19 protein-coding genes and 1 riboswitch are annotated in these 18308 nt (G+C 38.2%); of the genes, 15 read left to right on the top strand and 4 right to left on the bottom strand.

Annotation, left to right across the window (positions count from 1 at the left end; translation table 11 throughout):
- The first annotated feature begins 231 nt into the window (after positions 1-231).
- From GI584_RS17390 to GI584_RS17380, 3 genes are all read left to right on the top strand, one after another.
- Positions 232-978, top strand: a complete 747-nt coding sequence (locus GI584_RS17390) for an ABC transporter ATP-binding protein (RefSeq protein ID WP_100359528.1) — start codon at positions 232-234, stop codon at positions 976-978.
- Positions 971-2194: an ABC transporter permease gene (locus GI584_RS17385; protein WP_153792006.1), complete on the top strand. Its 1224-nt coding sequence runs from the start codon at positions 971-973 to the stop codon at positions 2192-2194. The genes GI584_RS17390 and GI584_RS17385 overlap by 8 nt, the downstream gene beginning before the upstream one ends.
- A gap of 193 nt (positions 2195-2387) precedes the next feature.
- On the top strand, positions 2388-2579 hold the full coding sequence (locus tag GI584_RS17380; RefSeq protein WP_194842025.1) for a hypothetical protein: 192 nt from the start codon (positions 2388-2390) through the stop codon (positions 2577-2579).
- A 220-nt stretch (positions 2580-2799) separates the two neighbouring features.
- Here GI584_RS17380 and GI584_RS17375 read toward each other — a convergent pair whose 3' ends face one another.
- Together GI584_RS17375 and GI584_RS17370 are read right to left on the bottom strand one after the other, a co-directional pair.
- Entirely contained in the window at positions 2800-3966 is a 1167-nt protein-coding gene (locus tag GI584_RS17375) for a M20 metallopeptidase family protein (RefSeq protein ID WP_153792004.1), read from the bottom strand.
- A gap of 164 nt (positions 3967-4130) precedes the next feature.
- Positions 4131-4574 (bottom strand): ferritin-like domain-containing protein, encoded by a 444-nt coding sequence (locus GI584_RS17370; protein ID WP_100359532.1) that lies wholly within the window; start codon positions 4572-4574, stop codon positions 4131-4133.
- Between the two features lie 142 nt (positions 4575-4716).
- Positions 4717-4813, top strand: a riboswitch (TPP riboswitch).
- A 349-nt stretch (positions 4814-5162) separates the two neighbouring features.
- Between GI584_RS17370 and GI584_RS17365 the strand changes: the two genes are divergently transcribed.
- The 7 genes from GI584_RS17365 to GI584_RS17335 all read left to right on the top strand — a co-directional run bounded on the left by GI584_RS17365 (position 5163) and on the right by GI584_RS17335 (position 10036).
- Positions 5163-5780, top strand: coding sequence for a thiamine phosphate synthase (locus GI584_RS17365; protein WP_153792003.1), 618 nt, complete (start codon positions 5163-5165; stop codon positions 5778-5780).
- Positions 5773-6885 (top strand): glycine oxidase ThiO, encoded by a 1113-nt coding sequence (thiO, locus tag GI584_RS17360; RefSeq protein ID WP_153792002.1) that lies wholly within the window; start codon positions 5773-5775, stop codon positions 6883-6885. Before GI584_RS17365 ends, thiO begins: the two co-directional genes overlap by 8 nt.
- Positions 6886-7037: 152 nt before the next feature.
- A complete protein-coding gene (thiS, locus tag GI584_RS17355; protein ID WP_100359535.1) occupies positions 7038-7241 on the top strand; it encodes a sulfur carrier protein ThiS in 204 nt (67 codons plus the stop codon).
- A 6-nt stretch (positions 7242-7247) separates the two neighbouring features.
- Entirely contained in the window at positions 7248-8018 is a 771-nt protein-coding gene (locus GI584_RS17350) for a thiazole synthase (RefSeq protein WP_153792001.1), read from the top strand.
- On the top strand, positions 8011-9030 hold the full coding sequence (locus tag GI584_RS17345) for a MoeB/ThiF family adenylyltransferase (protein ID WP_153793005.1): 1020 nt from the start codon (positions 8011-8013) through the stop codon (positions 9028-9030). The genes GI584_RS17350 and GI584_RS17345 overlap by 8 nt, the downstream gene beginning before the upstream one ends.
- Before the next feature lie 99 nt (positions 9031-9129).
- Positions 9130-9552, top strand: coding sequence for a disulfide oxidoreductase (locus GI584_RS17340; RefSeq protein ID WP_194842024.1), 423 nt, complete (start codon positions 9130-9132; stop codon positions 9550-9552).
- 1 nt (position 9553) lies between these two features.
- Positions 9554-10036 (top strand): thioredoxin family protein, encoded by a 483-nt coding sequence (locus tag GI584_RS17335; protein WP_194842023.1) that lies wholly within the window; start codon positions 9554-9556, stop codon positions 10034-10036.
- A 90-nt stretch (positions 10037-10126) separates the two neighbouring features.
- Here the strand turns inward: GI584_RS17335 and GI584_RS17330 are convergent, their stop codons facing one another.
- Positions 10127-10600 carry an antibiotic biosynthesis monooxygenase family protein gene (locus GI584_RS17330; RefSeq protein ID WP_153791999.1) on the bottom strand — a complete coding sequence of 158 codons (474 nt, stop codon included), beginning with the start codon at positions 10598-10600 and terminating at the stop codon, positions 10127-10129.
- A 103-nt stretch (positions 10601-10703) separates the two neighbouring features.
- Between GI584_RS17330 and GI584_RS17325 the strand changes: the two genes are divergently transcribed.
- The 4 genes from GI584_RS17325 (at position 10704) to hemY (ending at position 16395) form a co-directional block, all read left to right on the top strand.
- Positions 10704-12890: a transglycosylase domain-containing protein gene (locus GI584_RS17325; protein ID WP_153791998.1), complete on the top strand. Its 2187-nt coding sequence runs from the start codon at positions 10704-10706 to the stop codon at positions 12888-12890.
- A 127-nt stretch (positions 12891-13017) separates the two neighbouring features.
- A complete protein-coding gene (hemE, locus tag GI584_RS17320; protein ID WP_100359540.1) occupies positions 13018-14049 on the top strand; it encodes a uroporphyrinogen decarboxylase in 1032 nt (343 codons plus the stop codon).
- 16 nt (positions 14050-14065) lie between these two features.
- The gene (hemH, locus tag GI584_RS17315) at positions 14066-15001 is read left to right on the top strand and encodes a ferrochelatase (RefSeq protein ID WP_153791997.1); all 936 of its coding nucleotides are present in this window, start codon (positions 14066-14068) and stop codon (positions 14999-15001) included.
- Entirely contained in the window at positions 14998-16395 is a 1398-nt protein-coding gene (hemY, locus tag GI584_RS17310) for a protoporphyrinogen oxidase (RefSeq protein WP_153791996.1), read from the top strand. Before hemH ends, hemY begins: the two co-directional genes overlap by 4 nt.
- Positions 16396-17017: 622 nt before the next feature.
- On the opposite strand, the gene yhfH is transcribed toward hemY, so the two are convergent.
- Positions 17018-17146 (bottom strand): protein YhfH, encoded by a 129-nt coding sequence (gene yhfH / locus GI584_RS17305; RefSeq protein ID WP_100359543.1) that lies wholly within the window; start codon positions 17144-17146, stop codon positions 17018-17020.
- A 157-nt stretch (positions 17147-17303) separates the two neighbouring features.
- On the opposite strand from yhfH, the gene GI584_RS17300 reads away from it, so the two are divergent.
- Positions 17304-18299, top strand: coding sequence for a lipoate--protein ligase (locus GI584_RS17300; protein WP_100359544.1), 996 nt, complete (start codon positions 17304-17306; stop codon positions 18297-18299).
- Positions 18300-18308 lie beyond the last annotated feature (9 nt).

Here is an 18308-nt window from a genome sequence, read left to right as displayed (position 1 = left end):
GATTTTTTCTTACCCTCGAACCGGGGAAGATTCATGTTGGATAAAGTAAGTGATTATCAAATTTTAAAACAATGTTTTTTCACTATTTGAAAGGATCGATAGAACACTTTTTCTTTACCCCTTCATCAAATAGTTTGTTCCATATTTTTTTCTTTATACTAATAAAATTTGGTATAATGATTAGGAAATGGTAATACGTATAATGAAGCGAAATAGAAGGGGCGTTAAATAATGGAACCTTTATTACATATCAAAGATCTCGAAGGTGGTTACACCCATAAAAATGTACTGCATGGTATTTCATTTGAAGTGAAGCCGAATGAGATTGTGGGGTTGATCGGTTTAAATGGTGCAGGAAAAAGTACCACAATTAAACATGTGATTGGCTTAATGCAAGCAAAAAAAGGGACTGTCTCGATCAAAGGGAAGACGTTTCAGGAAGCAGCAGAAAGTTACAGACAACATTTTTCTTATATTCCAGAAATGCCTGTTTTATATGACGAGTTAACATTAGAAGAGCATTTACGATTAACTGCTATGGCTTATGAGTTACCGGAAGACGTATATCAGGCACGTGTCACTCCTTTGTTAAAAGAATTTCGATTAGAAAAGAAGTTAAAATGGTTTCCTATCCATTTCTCCAAAGGGATGAGGCAAAAAGTGATGATAATGTGTTCGTTTCTGGTCGAACCTGATTTATATATTGTGGACGAGCCTTTTGTCGGATTAGATCCACTCGGGATACAATCCTACCTTCAATTGATGAATCAAATGAAAGACCAAGGTGCGGGTGTATTAATGTCGACACATATCTTAGCAACGGCAGAGCGTTATTGTGATCGTTTTGTTATCCTTCATGATGGCTTAATTCGTGCAAAAGGAACATTGGATGAATTAAGAGAAGCTTTTGACCGGCCACAAGCAACATTAGATGATCTTTATATCCAATTAACGAAAGAAGCCGATCAATATGCTTAATTCGCATCGATTGTTTGTTGAACGTTTATCAGCACATATGAAGGAGTTAAGCAGATATTTGCGTTATATCCTCACAGGACATCTTATGATCGCTATGGTGTTTATTGTCGGAGCAATGTCTGTTTATTATCAGCAGTTTTTAGAGAATATTCCTGATTACTTTCCGTCTACGTGGGTGATTGCGGTCGTACTAGGTGTGGTCACTGCACACAGCCCAATTCAAACATTGTTAAAAAGGGCAGATATAGTCTTTTTGATTCCAGCAGAATTGCAACTTTCTGGATATTTTTTTCGAGCTTTAATCTACAGTTTTGCCACACAACTTTACTTATTCGTATTAGCAATGGCTGCAGTTGCGCCGTTATATATGACTGTTTTCCCTGAAAACTCGTCTTTTGGTTTATTGTTTGTAGTATTGTTAATTATTAAAGCATGGAGTTTAGTGGCAAATTGGTGGATGCTACGTGTTCGGGATAAGAACTTTAGAATGTTGGACAAGATCGTAAGGTTTGCGTTGATTATAACGTTAGTTTATTTCTTTCTTGTGCAGGAGATGATCTTTTTAGCAGTGATTACTGTGTTACTTGTCGTTCTTTTTGTTACTAACTACCAAACAGCTAGAAAACAGCGCGCATTAAATTGGGACTTGTTAATAGAAAGTGATTATATGCGAATGCGGTCCTTTTACAGGTTAGCCAATATGTTTACAGAAGTGCCACATATGGAAACACAAGTAAAAAAACGTCACTGGCTTGCACGCTTGTTGACCGGATCGATTCCTTTCCATCAGAAACAGGCTTATCCTTATTTGTACCGCTTAACAACAGTTAGAAGTGGAGAATATTTAGGCATATATGTAAGATTGCTTGTCATTGGTGGGTTCCTTGTTTATTTTGTACCTAATCTCTGGCTAAAGCTCATTTTTGCTATGTTGTTTATGTATATGATCTTTTTGCAGATGATTCCATTATGGAAACACCATGCAACATTAGTATGGTTAGATCTTTATCCGATTGGGACTAGTGTACGGAAGCAAGCTTTTATAAAATGGATGCAGCAGCTAATTATGTTCGCAGGTGTAGTATTTGTTCTTTTCCTTTTCGTGATAGGGGAATGGTTGATAGGAATTGTAATGGCGATCGCAGCTTTATTATTTATTGGTATGGTCATTCCGAACTATTTAAATAAGAAGATGTCCCATCAAGAGAGAATTTGATCACATAAACACCCCATAAGTTAGGATATAATCTAACTTATGGGGTGTTTTTATTTATTGAAATCATATCATATACACTAAAGGTGAAAAATACCATATAAAATGTATATAATTGGATATTAATAAGGTCTAATGGAAGAATTTGAATGATGTTGTAGATTTAAGGTTGTAGAAGAGAAAGGTGAGATTTTATTTGCAATACATGTTAAAGTTAACATCTTTATTATTTTTTGCGTTGGCACTGATTGGTTGTAGTCAAGAAGAAACGATTAACTTTGAAGATGCCAACTTGGAAGCAGCAATTGAATCAGAGCTAGGCGAATCGTTCTTGGAAGAGGAAGTAGAGAGCGTGACGGAATTGAATTTATCTGAACGTATTCACTAAATAAATAAGGTTGATTACCGCCCTTCCTTAGATATCTGGTTCTGCTCCTTGGATAATTCGCGCTCTTCCTTAGATAAATGCCTTTATCCAAGGGAAAATGATGCTTTTCTTAAAAAAGGAACAGAAACGCATATCCAAGGAAAAAACACGAGCATCAATTTTTGATGTTCGTGTTTGGTCGTAAATGGAGTACTTCTGTCCCTCTCATTAATAACACAATCTATTTATTTACATTCAACGTAGCAGCAATTAATGTTTTGGCTGCTATTTTCATTGCTCGCTCATCAAAATCAAACATTGGATGATGATGGGGGACAAAGCCATTTTCGATTTGGGCGCCCGTAAAGAAATAGGCACCAGGTTTTTCTTCTAAATAGTATGCAAAATCCTCGCCTGTCATACTCGGTTCAATCATTTCGGCCTTCTCCACTTCTTTCACCTGTTCGGCAGCAGTTAATACCTTTTCCGCATGCTTGGCATGGTTGACAACCGGTGGGTATCCAAAGGAATAATCAAAATCATAGGATACATCATAACCAATACAGGTGCCTTTGATCACTTTTTCGATTTCATCCTTAATAAAATGTTGTAAGACTGGATTAAACGTGCGTACTGTACCATCAATCATCGCTATATCGGGAATAATATTGTACGCATTACCAGCATGAAATTGACCGATAGACAAGACGGCCGTTTCCAAAGGATCGATGCGTCTGCTGATGATTTGCTGCAGATTCGTTACAAGTTGTGAACCAACCACAATTGGATCCTTTGTCTGGTGTGGGATTGCTCCATGACCTCCTTTTCCTTTTATATGAATAGTGAAGTGATCCGCTGCAGCCATAAAGTTTCCTCGGGATGTCTGAACGATTCCATATGGTGTATTGGTCCATAGGTGTGTGCCGTAAACAACATCGACATTTTTCAGTACACCTGCTTCAATCATTGGTTTGGCACCACCTGGAGCAAGTTCCTCAGCATGCTGATGAATAAAAACCACTGTTCCGGCAAGATCTTCCTGATGATTTTTTAAGACTTTGGCAACAGCAAGTAATGTTGTCGTATGACCGTCATGCCCACAAGCATGCATAACACCGTCATTTTTTGATTTATACGGAAAATCTTTTTCATCTTGAATTGGTAATGCATCAAAGTCAGCACGTAATGCAACGGTTTTACCAGGCTTAGCACCTCTTAAAGTGGCTACAACTCCATTTCCGCCAATATTTGCTTGATATGGAATATCTAATATTTTATATTGTTCTTGAATGAATGCTGCTGTTTTATATTCTTGAAAGGAAAGTTCCGGATACTGGTGTAAAAACCTGCGCATTTCCACCATTTCATCGTATAAAGCATCTATTTCCTCAAATAAAGTGTCCCTCATGTCCTCACCCCATAGAAGATTTTCTTCCTATTATACCACAGTTTACTAGATTTTCCTTTTTCCAAGAAGTAGAAGCGTTTTTATGAAAAAAATTTATAGAAAAAAACAACCTCCAATTCAATGGAAGTTGTTTTCTTATATATTAAAAAGGGGGGGTTAACGAATTATTGAAAGCTGGCATCTGCCAAAAGTCGTTCTGTTTCTTCTTTGTGGCTTGTTTCATCTGCAATAATATCTTCTAATTTCACTACAAGTTCGGTTAAGCCAAGCTCATCTGCTTGCTGTTTTCTTTTTTCATAGCGCTCAATGGTTTTAGTTTCAGCTTGATGAGTAGCTTCTAACATTGCTTGAACATCTGTTAATTGTTCGACTTTTGCTGGTGTCGTGGTTGGTGTACCACCTAATGTCTTGATTTTGTCGGATAAGTATAAAGCATGTCCGATCTCATCATTTATTTCATCTTCGAAAAATGGTTTTAAGAAGGAACGATATAATCCTGAAACAACGGATGCATGATACGTATACATGATCGTTGCCGCATATTCATTTGCTAAGTCTTCATTTAATCCGTCAATTAATGCTTGTAATTTTTCTTGATCTTGGGCCATTTACTTCAACATCCTTTCTTATTTATGTTTCCATTATATGTCTACCCTTATGGAGAAATATTAAACATATAAATTATTAAAATTTTTATTGGCGAATGTTTAATCCTGTGTTATCCTTTTCCTATAAGCAAAAAATAATACGTTAGAACACTAGGGGAGCCAATTGGCTGAGACGAATCTTCGGACCCTTTGAACCTGATCTGGTTAACACCAGCGGAGGGAAGTGGTAGGAAAAGCGATCATATTGAAGCTTTCAATACATACCACTCGTCCAATGCTGGATGGGTGGTTTTTTATTAGTCTAGGAAATTATAAAATTTTAGGGATGTGGATAACTAGTAGGTAATCTGTGAAGCCACGTCCAGCTCCGAGCGCCAAAAACTAGGCGACTTCACGAATCGCCCTACGATAAGTCATCATCGGTTCGCAAGCCTCACCGTGATTCCTTTATCTCAGTTGATTCGCTCCAGTCGCTACGTTTTTAAGCGGGCGCTCTGCGCTTTTGTTCTTGAAGGTAAAAAACCATGTCTAGATTCGAGCGCGCAAAGCTTTTCTTATTCACTTCCTCTAAGACAAAGGAGTAAAACGATGCATGGAATTCACCTTATTTCAAATGGCAGATTAACAGAAAGAGATTTGCGTCTTGTTCCAGAGAATATCGATAAGATTGATTTTATTCATCTTCGGGAAAAGAGCAAAACAGCAAAAGAAATATTGGAAATGATAGAATATTTGTTAGAAGCGGGTGTGCCAGCTGATCGTATCATCATTAATGACCGTACAGATGTAGCCTGGGTAAAAAAATGCAGGGGAGTTCAGCTTGCATTTCATAGTATCCCGGTTGCAGATGTGAGACACTCCTTTCCGGATATCAGTATCGGTAAGTCAGTACATTCTCTGGACGAAGCGATAGTTGCAGAACAAAATGGTGCAGATTTTCTGCTATATGGTCATATTTTTTCAAGTAACTCTAAACCAGGCATCGCACCAAGAGGTATTACTGGATTAACTGCTGTAAATGAAAATGTTTCAATTCCTGTCATCGCTATTGGTGGGATTACCGAACATAATATCAGCCAAGTACTTGATGCTGGTGCAAGTGGTGTAGCAATCATGTCAGGAATGTGGGATGCCGAAGATTCTCACGAAGCATTAAAGCGTTACCGTGAAGTGTTCGACATGAGGAAGGAGGAATATCTTGACTAAACGATTCGATCAAATCATTGTTGGCGGTGGAGTGATGGGGGCTTCGATTTCCTATGAATTAAGTAAAAGAGGTTATCAGGTTCTACTGTTGGAAGAGAATACAATTGCAGCTGAGGCATCCAGTGCAGCAGCAGGTATGTTAGGCGTGCAAATGGAGTTCGAAGCAGACTCGCCGTTATTTCGATTTGCCAAAGAAAGTCGTGCTTTATTTCCTCGTTTAGCTAAAGAATTGCTAGAAGAAAGCGGTATTGACATTCAGTTAATCGAGAAAGGCGCCTTGAAGCTTGTTTACCACCAAGATGAAATCGATGCTCTAAAAAGAATCGCCAGTTTTCAAACGCAACAAAGAGTAGAGGCAAAAGTGATTTCACCAGCAACTATACCGGAAAAAGAACTCGCAAACGATTTTTATGCAGCGCTTTATTGTCCGACAGAAGGTCAAGTATCTGCACCACATTTAACAAAAGCATTCGCGAAAGCTGCAGAACATCATGGTGCTGTGATCATGGAACAGACGAAAGTACATGATATCTTGAGTGAAAACGGTCAGGTGACAGGTGTGAAGACAGCTGGAAAAGCATATACTGCTGATCGTGTCATCATGACTTGTGGATTTAAGAGTTCTCAATTTCCCCAATACATTAAACAATTTACACCTGTTAAAGGCGAATGTCTGTCCGTAATTACGGAAAAGCCTCTGATTCAATCGACGATCTTTACAGAAGGTTGTTATCTCGTTCCTAAAAGAGGTAACCGGATCATTATTGGTGCAACATCCAAGCCAAATCAAACCGATAAAGACGTCAAGGTGGCAAGTGTACTGCATTTGTTATCGCGGGCTAAACAGATATTGCCAGCGTTAAATAAGGCGACGATTGAAAAGGTCTGGGCGGGTGTCCGGCCCTTAACGAAAGACGGTTTTCCTTATCTAGGGGAAGTGCCAGATGTATCAGGATTATATGTTGCAACAGGGCATTATCGTAATGGCATATTGCTGGCACCTAGAACGGCTACTTTTATGGCAGATATCGTCGAAGGAAAACAAGTCGATCCATCTTATTTGGCTACGTTTTCTTTGAAAAGAGCAAGTCTTATTTCTGTATAAAGTGAGACTTACACCAGTGGGGGTTTTATCCACCACTGATGTATAGCAAAACTCGTCAGGGTGTTAGCGTCCCTGATCCCCACTTAGCTTCTTTGTAAGAGTAGGGGCTTATGGATGGTTAGGTTAGCACCGTGATAAAAGGAGGGCTGATCTTGGAGGTTATCGTAAATGGTGATCCATTAGAAGTAAGTGAAGGAATTACAAATATTGAAGAATTAATCCAGGAATTACGGTTGGAGAAGAAATCATTAATTGTTGAGCATAATCAAACCATTTTAAAAAAGGAAAAACATAAAGAAACGGCAATTTCAGAAGGTGACAGATTAGAAATTGTCCATTTTGTTGGAGGAGGATGATAAACGATGCTTAAAGTAGGTAAGGCTACATTTAATTCTCGATTATTTTTAGGAACAGGAAAATATCCAAACTATGATATTCAAAAACAAGCAGTAGACGTATCAGAAACAGAGGTACTAACTTTTTCCGTGCGTCGGATGAATATTTTTGATTCAGATCAACCAAATTTTCTCGAAAAAATAGATTTACAGAAATATCGTTTTCTGCCAAATACAGCTGGTGCCAAAAATGCAGAAGAAGCAGTCAGAATTGCCAAATTAGCGGATGCATCAGGCCTATGTGACATGGTGAAAGTAGAAGTAATCGGTTGTGACAAAACATTACTTCCAGATCCTGTAGAAACCTTAAAAGCGACAGAGACTTTACTGGCGGAAGGTTTTACTGTTCTGCCTTACACTTCAGATGATGTCGTACTTGCGAGAAAGCTAGAAGAGTTAGGTGCGCATGCCATTATGCCAGGAGCATCACCAATCGGATCGGGGCAAGGGATTATTAATCCATTAAACTTGCAATTTATTATTGAACAAGCAAACGTACCAGTGATTGTAGATGCGGGAATTGGTTCACCGAAAGATGCTGCCTATGCTATGGAATTAGGTGCAGATGGTGTTCTTCTCAATACGGCTGTTTCCGGTGCAAATGATCCTGTCAAGATGGCTGAAGCTATGAAATTAGCTGTAGAAGCCGGCAGACTAGGATTTGAAGCAGGTCGGATTGCGAAGAAGGAATACGCTGTGGCAAGCAGTCCTAAGGAAGGGATAAGTATTGGTGAATAATCGTTATCATCGTCAAATGCTCTTCGAACCAATTGGTGAAACAGGGCAAAAAAGATTACAGGAAAGTCATGTCGTAATTGTTGGTGTTGGTGCACTTGGTTCAAGCAGTGCAGAGATGCTAGCAAGAGCAGGGGTTGGCACGTTGACCTTGATTGATCGTGATTATGTGGAAGAAACCAATTTGCAGCGGCAACAGCTTTTTTCTGAAGAAGATGTCCGCATGCAAACACCTAAAGTAATTGCTGCTAAAAAACGATTGGAAGAGATTAATCATTTGACCAAAATTCATACAGAAGTGATCGATGCCGGAGTTGATGAACTGGAAGCAATTGTCCCAGAAGCGGATGTAGTAATCGATGCCACAGACAATTTTGATACGAGATTAATAATTAACGATATTTGTCAAAAACACCATAAACCATGGATCTATGGGGCATGTGTGGCAAGTTATGGGGTAACATTCACCGTCTTACCAGAGGAAACACCTTGTTTACAATGCTTGATGGATCACATACCAAGTGACGGTGCAACATGTGATACAGTTGGCATTATTAGTCCAGCAGTACAAATGGTTGTCTCTCATCAGGTAACAGAGGTTTTGAAAATACTAACAGGGAACCTGGATACACTTTCCGGAAAATTAATCGCTTTTGATTTATGGAAAAATCAGCAAATGGAATTGAAAGTAGCCAGTTTAAAGGATGACACGTGTTCATCCTGCTCGAAAAAACAGTATCCATATTTAACTTATCAAGCTCAGTTGAAAACAGCCGTTTTATGTGGGCGAAATACAGTCCAAATAAGAACAAATGGTGAAAAAGTGATTCACTTTGAAGAAATGAAAAAACATTTGGAACGTAATCAACAACTCAAATTATTTAGCAATCCTTATTTGTTATCATTTGAGATAGATAAATATCGTGTGGTCGTATTTCGGGATGGACGAACGCTTATACATGGAACGAAAAATATACAAGAAGCTAAAAAAGTGTATTATCAATATGTAGGTTGAAGCAACTTTTTCGGAGTTGCTTCTTTTTTTTCACAAATCATTCATTTGTTTTTCAAGTGCTTGTATGTATAATTAATGTGAGAGGAGAATGTGAACGAAATGGACAAGAAGAAAGAAACATTGTTATTTATTGTTTGGGCCGGGAGCCTTATCGCAACACTGGGAAGTTTGTTTTATTCCGAGATTATGAAATTCATACCTTGCGAATTATGCTGGTATCAACGGATTTTAATGTATCCACTCGTCGTTATTTATGGATATGCAGTTTATAAAAAAGATATCCGATACGCCTTTCCTGGGCTTATTTTAAGTGGAATAGGATTTTTAGTTTCCAGCTATCATTATTTGATTCAGAAAGTTCCTGGTTTGCAAGAAACAGGTGATGCATGTGGTCTAATTCCATGTACAACGACGTATGTGAATTATCTTGGTTTTGCATCAATTCCTTTTCAGGCATTGATTGCCTTTCTTGTCATCTTTATAATTCACATTTATTTAATTGTTCAACAAAGGAGCGTTTAAAGTGAAAAAAATGGTAATATTTATATTAGTGCTCGTTGTCATTTTTGGAGCATTAATCTTCGTAGTGCAATATCAAAATTCCAAACAGCTTGAAGGGGTAGACAACCCTTATAATAAAACAGACTTAAAGCAATCAACTATTGATCAACTAGATGATGAAATATACCAAAATCAAATATTACCAGAAGAATTAGCAAGCAAATTAGACAATGGTGATGATGTAACAGTCTACTTTTATAGCCCGGAATGTGTTCATTGTCAAAGAATGACACCTGTATTGGTACCAATTGCCGAAAAATATGGTGTGGATTTAGTGAAATTGAATTTATTAGAATTTGAAAATGCATGGGCAGAATTTAATATTGAAAGAACACCTACGATGGTACATTATGAAGGTGGAGAGGAATCTGCAAGAGTAGTTGGCGAACAACCACAATCTAATTTTGAAGATTTCTTTGAGCAAGAAGTACTAGCAGAGGAATAATGAAAAGGCTGATTGCTTATAAAAGTGATCAGCCTTTTTCGTGGGATATCTTCCATTATCTCGCGAACATTTAGGGAACAGCATCAGCTTTTATTCTTTTTCCTCTTCTCCAACTTGGAAGGTTTCTGTATAGACGGATCCGGCTATATAGGAATCTTCTTTCTTATTTGGAAGAGGTTTTGTTTGTTTCCATGCTTGATAGTCTTTTGGATTATTCCATTCCACGAGTAAAATATAGGAGTTGCCTTTTAGTGGTCGTAATAATCTGGTAGCAATCCCCCCACTTATTTCATTCACTTTCTGTTTATAATCCATTTCAAATATTGGACGTCCTTCATCTGTAACAGGAAGGTGTGACAGACTGATAAACCCTAGCTCTGCTAACTTACCGGCCTGTGCCAATACCAGATAATCTCTGCTTGTTTCAAAAATGGATGAATTTGTATCCTCATAGTAGGCGACAGCTTTGTCCTCGTTGTGCATAAGAATAAAGGGAGAGATGGTATGCTTACTTTTTAGTTTCTCCAGATATGGATATGTTCCGTTTGTCATATAACCATTCATTCTTTGCCTCCTCTTTTTTTCTATTATAACATTCGTCGCATGCATATGTTTTATGATAAAATGAAACTATTGTCGAAATTTAAGAGAAAGGTGGTGTAACAGTTTGGATAAAGATAAAATAAAACAGCTTTTCCAGTCTTTATGGTCGTGGATCAAACGATACAAATGGCTTTCGATTATCGTCAGTTCGATGTTTTTATTAGCGGTTTTAGGTTATCTTTTTATTATATTTGGTGGGCGCTTTGTTTTTGACGAAAGAGCGGTTATTTTACCGACTGCTTCGAAAGTGGTTGCTGAAGATGGCACGGTGTTAGGTAAACTATACACAGAAAATAGAGACTATGTCACCTTAGAACAAATTCCGGACCATGTAGAAGAAGCGTTTATTGCGATGGAGGATCAACGTTTTTATGAGCATGCTGGCATCTCTTTACCAGCTGTTGCACGTGCCGTTTACCGTGATATATTAGCAATGAGTAAGGTGGAAGGCGGCAGTACGATTACACAGCAATTGGCTAAAAACCTTTTTTTAGCCAATGATAAAACTTGGATGAGAAAAACAAAGGAAGTCATGGCATCGGTTTATCTGGAACGAAATTATACCAAATCGCAAATTTTAGAACTTTATTTAAACCAAATATATTTGGCGCATGGCGTACATGGAGTAGGTACAGCAGCTGATTACTATTTTGGGAAAGATGTAGAGGAATTATCAATCGAAGAAGGAGCTTTACTTGCCGCTATGGTGAAAGCGCCAAATTCGTATTCACCACATCATGACTTAGAGGAAGCAAAACAACGAAGAAATTTGGTATTACAGCAAATGGGAAATGAAGGGAATATTTCAACCGAGCAAATGCTGGAATTGCAAGCAACAGAAATTAAAATAGAAGCTCAAGAAGAGGAAAGAGATCCGTGGTTAGATGATTACTTTGCTTATGTGTTAGAGGAAGTGGAAATTACATATGACTTAAGTCGTGATGCATTAAAACGTGGTGGTTATACAGTAGAAGTACATATGGATCCAGCCATACAAAAAATCACCTATGATCAAATGCAAGATAGTGATTTTTATCACGGATCAAATGATGCAGTAGATGGTAGTTTTGTATTAATGGAACAAGAAACAGGTCAATTAAAAGCATTAATTGCAGGACGCGATTTTCAATTAAATGAAATGAACCATCTATTAACCAAAAAACAACCAGGCTCTGTGATGAAACCTCTGGCAGTATATGGACCAGCGATGCAATTAGGCAAGTATCAACCATATGATATGATTCCAGACCGGGATATCGAATATGATGATGGCTATCGTGTTAACAATGTGAACGGTCAATTTGATGGAGAAGTAAGCATGTTTCAAGCAGTAGTTGAATCAAAGAATGCTCCTGCTGTCTGGTTACTCGATCAAATTGGCATTAGTTATAGTAAATCGATATTGGAAAAAATGAAAATTGATATCAGTGATCAAGGGTTGGCGATTGCTTTAGGCGGTTTAGAAACAGGAATCACACCGATCCAAGCAGCTGAGGGGTATCGCACCTTTATTAGCGGAGGGGAATGGCTAGAAGCAAGAAGTGTTCGAGCGGTTTATAACAAAGACCAAGTACAAGTACAACCTCCTGGTCAGACGAAAGAAAGTGTGTATAATTCTCAAACTGCTTGGAATATGTTGCGTATGCTGGAAGGAGTAACAAAGGATGGTACCGGGACTGCTGGTGAATACGCCAAAGCATTGGCAGGTAAAACAGGATCGACCCAACATCCGGAAAGAGATGGAGCGGTCAAGGATGCTTGGTTTGCAGGTATTACCCCTGAATATGTGACAACGGCATGGATCGGATATGAAAATGCAACAGCAGAAAATTATTTAACAACAGGTTCTGAAGCAGCAACAAGGTTAACGAAATCGATTTTAACCGAAATTGATAAAAGAGTGCCATTAACAGAAAACTTTGAACAGCCAGATGATGTAGAAGATTTACCAGAACCGATACAATTACCAGTGATAAACGATCTAACAGCATCGATTCAATTAGGTGGTTTTTCATTACTTCAGGGCGAGTTAAACTGGACACCGGCAGAAGATGGTCGTATTGTCTATCGCATTTATGAACGTGGTGAAGAGGAAGACCACTTAATTGGCGAAGCGGAAGGTCAAGGTAATTACACGATTGATCGGATCAATGTGTTCCGTTCGGGTGAATATTATGTTGTACCATATAATCCGTTAACGAAACAAGCTGGAGAACCATCCAATATAACATCTTTAGAGTTTGACTTTTAATCTCAAACTAATTACAATTACTTTTTAGTTATAATAATTACAATTTAGTGAACGTTTTTGAAAAATACTATACAGGAGCAGTCAAACCTTCTATAGTAGAATAGAATGGGAAAAAAGGGTGAAATAGATGACAAAATTCAATGATACGATATTAAAAGCGTTTAGAGGAGAAGAAACAGATTACACACCTGTCTGGTACATGCGGCAAGCGGGCAGGTCACAAAAAGAATACCGTGAATTAAAAAAGAAATATTCTTTATTTGAAATTACTCACCAACCAGAACTTTGTGCCTATGTGACAAGGTTACCGGTAGAAATGTATAATGTGGATGCAGCGGTATTATACAAGGATATTATGTCGCCTTTACCTGCAATTGGTGTAGATGTGGACATTAAATCAGGTATAGGTCCTGTTATTGATAATCCGATTGTATCATTACGTGATATTGAGAAATTGGGAACGATCGATCCGGAGAGTGATGTTCCTTATGTATTAGATACAATCCGCTTGTTAACAAAGGAGCAGTTGAATGTTCCGTTGATTGGTTTCAGTGGGGCACCTTTTACTATAGCAAGCTATATGATTGAAGGCGGTCCATCCAAAAATTATCATAAAACAAAAGCACTAATGTACAGTGATCGGGAAGCATGGTTTGCATTGATGGATAAACTAGCAGACATGACCATTACGTACGTCAAAGCGCAAGTCAATGCTGGTGCACAAGCGATTCAAATTTTTGATTCATGGGTCGGTACATTAAATGTAACAGATTATCGTACTTATATTAAACCAGTGATGAATCGCATTTTTAGTGAGTTACGTGATACAAATGTACCGCTGATTATTTTTGGAGTAGGGGCAAGCCATTTAATAACGGAATGGAATGACTTACCTGTCGATGTCATTGGTCTTGATTGGCGGATGTCAGTCAAAGAAGCACGCGAGTTAGACGTAACAAGAGCATTGCAGGGAAATCTCGATCCGGCCTTCCTGTTAGCGGATTGGGAAGTAGTCGAAGAAAAGGCAAAACAAATTATCGATGAAGGAAAAGCACACCCTAGCCATATTTTTAACTTAGGCCACGGTGTTACTCCTGAAATTAGTCCAGATCGATTAAAAAAATTAACTACATTTATACATGAATACTCGAAAAGATAAGAAAGGATGTCTCTTCATGGCAAAGAAAAAAGTAGGATTACTAGTAATGGCATATGGTACGCCATATCAGGAAGCAGATATTGAACGTTATTACACACACATTCGTCATGGTCGTAAACCAACTCAGGAAATGCTAGATGATTTAACGGAGCGTTATCAGGCAATTGGTGGTATTTCTCCGTTGGCACGGATTACAGAAGAACAGGCGCAAAGCTTACAAGCACGGGCAAATGAAATCCAGGACGATGTGGAGTTTGTTTATTATTTAGGATTAAAACATATTGAACCGTTTATTGAAGATGCTGTGCAACAAATGGCAGAAGACGGTATGAAAGAGGCAATCTCCATTGTACTTGCCCCACACTATTCTACGTTCAGTGTTAAATCTTACAATGGCAGAGCACAAGAAGAAGCAGATAAACATGGTATGACTATTCAATCAGTAGAAAGCTGGTATGATGCAGAAGGCTTTATTAACTACTGGGCAGACGCTATAACTGCAGAATACGAGAAAATTGAAAACAAAGATAAAGCAGTACTGGTTGTTTCCGCTCATAGTTTACCAGAAAAGATTTTGCAAAATGGTGACCCGTACCCTCAACAACTAGAGCGCACAGCAGAATTAATTCAAGAAAAAACAGGTATCTCCAATGTCGAAATTGGCTGGCAAAGTGAAGGAAATACGCCAGATCCTTGGTTAGGTCCAGATGTACAGGATTTAACTCGTGATCTATTTGAACAGAAAGGTTATGAATCATTCATTTATGCTCCGGTTGGCTTCGTTGCTGACCACTTAGAAGTATTGTATGACAATGATTATGAATGTAAAGTGGTTTGTGAAGAAATTGGTGTAGCTTATTATCGTCCACCAATGCCAAATGTAAACCCAACGTTTATCGATACGTTAGCAGGAATTGTAGTTGACAAATTCCAGAGTGACGGCGAGTCATGAAGAAGATAACGGTGATAGGCGGCGGTATAGCGGGGCTTACTGCTGCTTATTATTTAGACCAGAAGATTAAAGATCAGAACTTAGATTATCAAGTGCAACTTTTAGAAGCAAGTAATCGTCTAGGTGGGAAAATTAATACAGAAAGACACGATGGTTTTACGATTGAACGTGGCCCTGATTCCTTTTTGATTCGTAAACAATCGGCAGAACGCCTTGCACGTAACGTTGGTATTGGAGATAAGTTAGTCAAGAACGGAACAGGAAAATCGTATATTTTAGTTGGTGATCAGTTGCATAGCATGCCTCAAGGCTCTTTCATGGGAATACCGACACAAGTCCGTCCATTCTTAACATCGAGTTTATTCAGTTTATCAGGCAAATTACGAGCAGGCATGGATTTTGTCTTGCCTAAGAGTGAAGCTCGAGACGATCAATCACTCGGAAAGTTTTTCAGGCATCGATTAGGTGATGAAGTCGTTGAGAATTTAATTGAACCATTATTATCAGGCATTTATGCTGGTGATTTGGATGATTTAAGTCTAATGGCTACATTTCCGAACTTTTATCAATTGGAACAACAATATGGCAGTATCATTCGCGGACTACAAAAAACAATGCCAGCACCGAAACAACCTACCGGTAAGAAAAAAAGCATGTTTTACAGTATAGAAGGTGGCTTGGAAACATTAGTGGAAGCAGTCGAATCATCATTATCAGAAGGTATTGTACAAAAAGGTAAAGCAGTGAAAAAACTCACGAAATCTAAGGATGGCTATGATTTAGAATTAAAGGGTGGATCCAAGATTACATCTGATGTCATTTTAATTGCTACACCTTATTCTGTTATGAAACAGATGCTCAAACCTTACGATGTTGTAGCAGATCTGGATAATATGAAAGCTACTTCCGTTGCCAATGTTGCCTTAGCGTTTGATCAATCTGCCATTAAGGAAGATATTGATGGTACTGGATTTGTGGTATCACGTAACAGCAATTATCGTATCACTGCTTGTACGTGGACCCATAAAAAATGGCCGGATACCGCTGCACCGGAAGGAAAAGCGTTACTTCGCTGCTATGTCGGTCGTCCGGGCGATGAAGAAGTCGTTGATCTATCAGATGAAACTTTAGAGGAAATTGTCTTACACGATTTGAATAAAATTATGAAAATAGAAGGGGAACCATTATTCTCGGTTGTATCTCGCTGGAAAGATGCAATGCCGCAATATAGCATTGGTCATAAACAATTAGTCGAGAAATTGGAAAGTGGTCTCGCTTCTGAGACTCCAGGCGTATTTGTTGCCGGCAGCCCATATCGAGGCATCGGAATCCCCGATTGCATTGACCAAGGAGAAGCGGCTGTTGAGAAAATAATAGATTATTTAGCAGAGTAACTTTAACTAGTCCTCTGCTTTTTATTTTCAAAGATAATACAATTTACACGCTTTAAGCATAAACTGCGAAATAACTTAGACATAAGCTTGCCTTCTTCCATTCTTTTGTTGATGAGTGCATGACCGTCGCTGCGGAAAAATACTCCCTTTCCGGGGGCACGGCCTCAGCTAACTTTGCAAAGAAAATCACTTCGCAAAGTGGATCTTCGTCGCGTAAGTTCCCCCAGGAGTGTCGCATTTTTCCGCAGCTTTGACTAGTGTTTTGGAATAGTGAGAAGAAGTCCCTTGATTAAATATCCGAAGATTTTCTTCTTTCAACAATCAGAACATTAGAACCAGCGTAGTATTCTGCGGGAGCGTTTCCGACACGCCACTTCAGAAGAATGGAAGAAAGAAAAACTAACGAGAATTTTCATTGGTTCGTAGTTTGTATCAACTGTGTCTTTGTGGTTATGTGCTAGCTTCTTTTAAGCACAAAAAAAGAGCAGCTACTTTTCATAGCTGCAGGTGTCTGTCTTTTACATATATCTTGATTAATTGGATGGGAATGTTCATCATCCTCGTTCAGCAGGATAAGAAGGATGAAAGAAACGAAAGATATGAGTGTAAAAGACGTAACAGGTTAGATGGCGGGATGACTGCAGTTGTCACAGATGTTATGATAACAATCTGCTTGTTCTACAATATCATTTCCGCACTTACTACACTTTTTTCTGGGAATGTTGCGAAAGAATTCAACGATGTTTTTCATAACGGACCCTCCCAAAAGCGTGTCGTATTATTATTGTATTATAACAAAAACGAAAAATCAACTATTTGTATTAGTACAATATCGAAAAAATTGTTTTCTCCATATTCTTCTTTTATACTAGTAGAGATAATCAGTAACTAAAGGAGTGCCATCAAACATGAAATTTATAGATAATAAAGGAATTACCGACCCATATATTAATCTAGCCATTGAAGAGTATGTACTAAAAAACTTTGGTGAGGAAGATACATACTTATTATTTTACATAAATGGACCATCAATCATCATCGGGAAAAATCAGAATACAGTCGAAGAAATTAATACGGATTATGTAGATGAACATGGAATTAAAGTTGTTCGTCGTTTATCTGGTGGTGGGGCTGTATACCATGATGAAGGTAACTTGAACTTTAGTTTTATTACAAAAGATGATGGTGACAGTTTCCACAATTTCGCCAAATTCACCGAACCAGTTGTGGAAGCATTGAAAAAAATAGGTGTTCCAGCAGAATTAAAAGGACGAAACGATTTAGTTGCCGATGGACGTAAAATTTCAGGTAATGCACAATTCACGACAAAAGGACGTATGTTCAGTCATGGTACGTTAATGTATGATTCAGAAATCGAAAATGTTGTACGTTCTTTAAACGTAAAAACAGAAAAAATTAAATCAAAAGGGATTAAATCAATCCGAAGTCGTGTTGCCAATATTTCAGAATTTATGGATGAGAAATTAACCATGAATGATTTGAAAGCCCATATTCTCAAACACGTATTTGACGTCGAACAAGTTGAGGATGTTCCACAATACGTGTTAACAGACGAAGATTGGAACAACATCCAACAATTATCAAAAGATCGTTATCAACAATGGGAATGGAATTATGGTAAATCACCAAAATTTAATATTCAGCACTCACACAAATTTGATGGTGGTTTAGTTGATGTTCGCCTCGATGTGCATAAAGGTATTATTGAGCAATGTACGATCTATGGTGATTTCTTTGGTGTCGGTGATGTTAAAGAGCTAGAAGATAAACTAAAAGGTGTTCGCTATGAACGCCAGGCAATCGATGAAGCACTAAGTGACTTAGATGTGTCCCATTACTTGGGGAAAATCACAAAAGAAGACTTCTTGGGATTAATTTATTAAGGAATTGAA

This window comes from Gracilibacillus salitolerans, from assembly GCF_009650095.1.
Lineage (GTDB): Bacteria > Bacillota > Bacilli > Bacillales > Amphibacillaceae > Gracilibacillus > Gracilibacillus salitolerans.
Note: the sequence above shows the minus strand (reverse complement) of the source record. Positions and strands in the feature narration are given on the sequence as shown.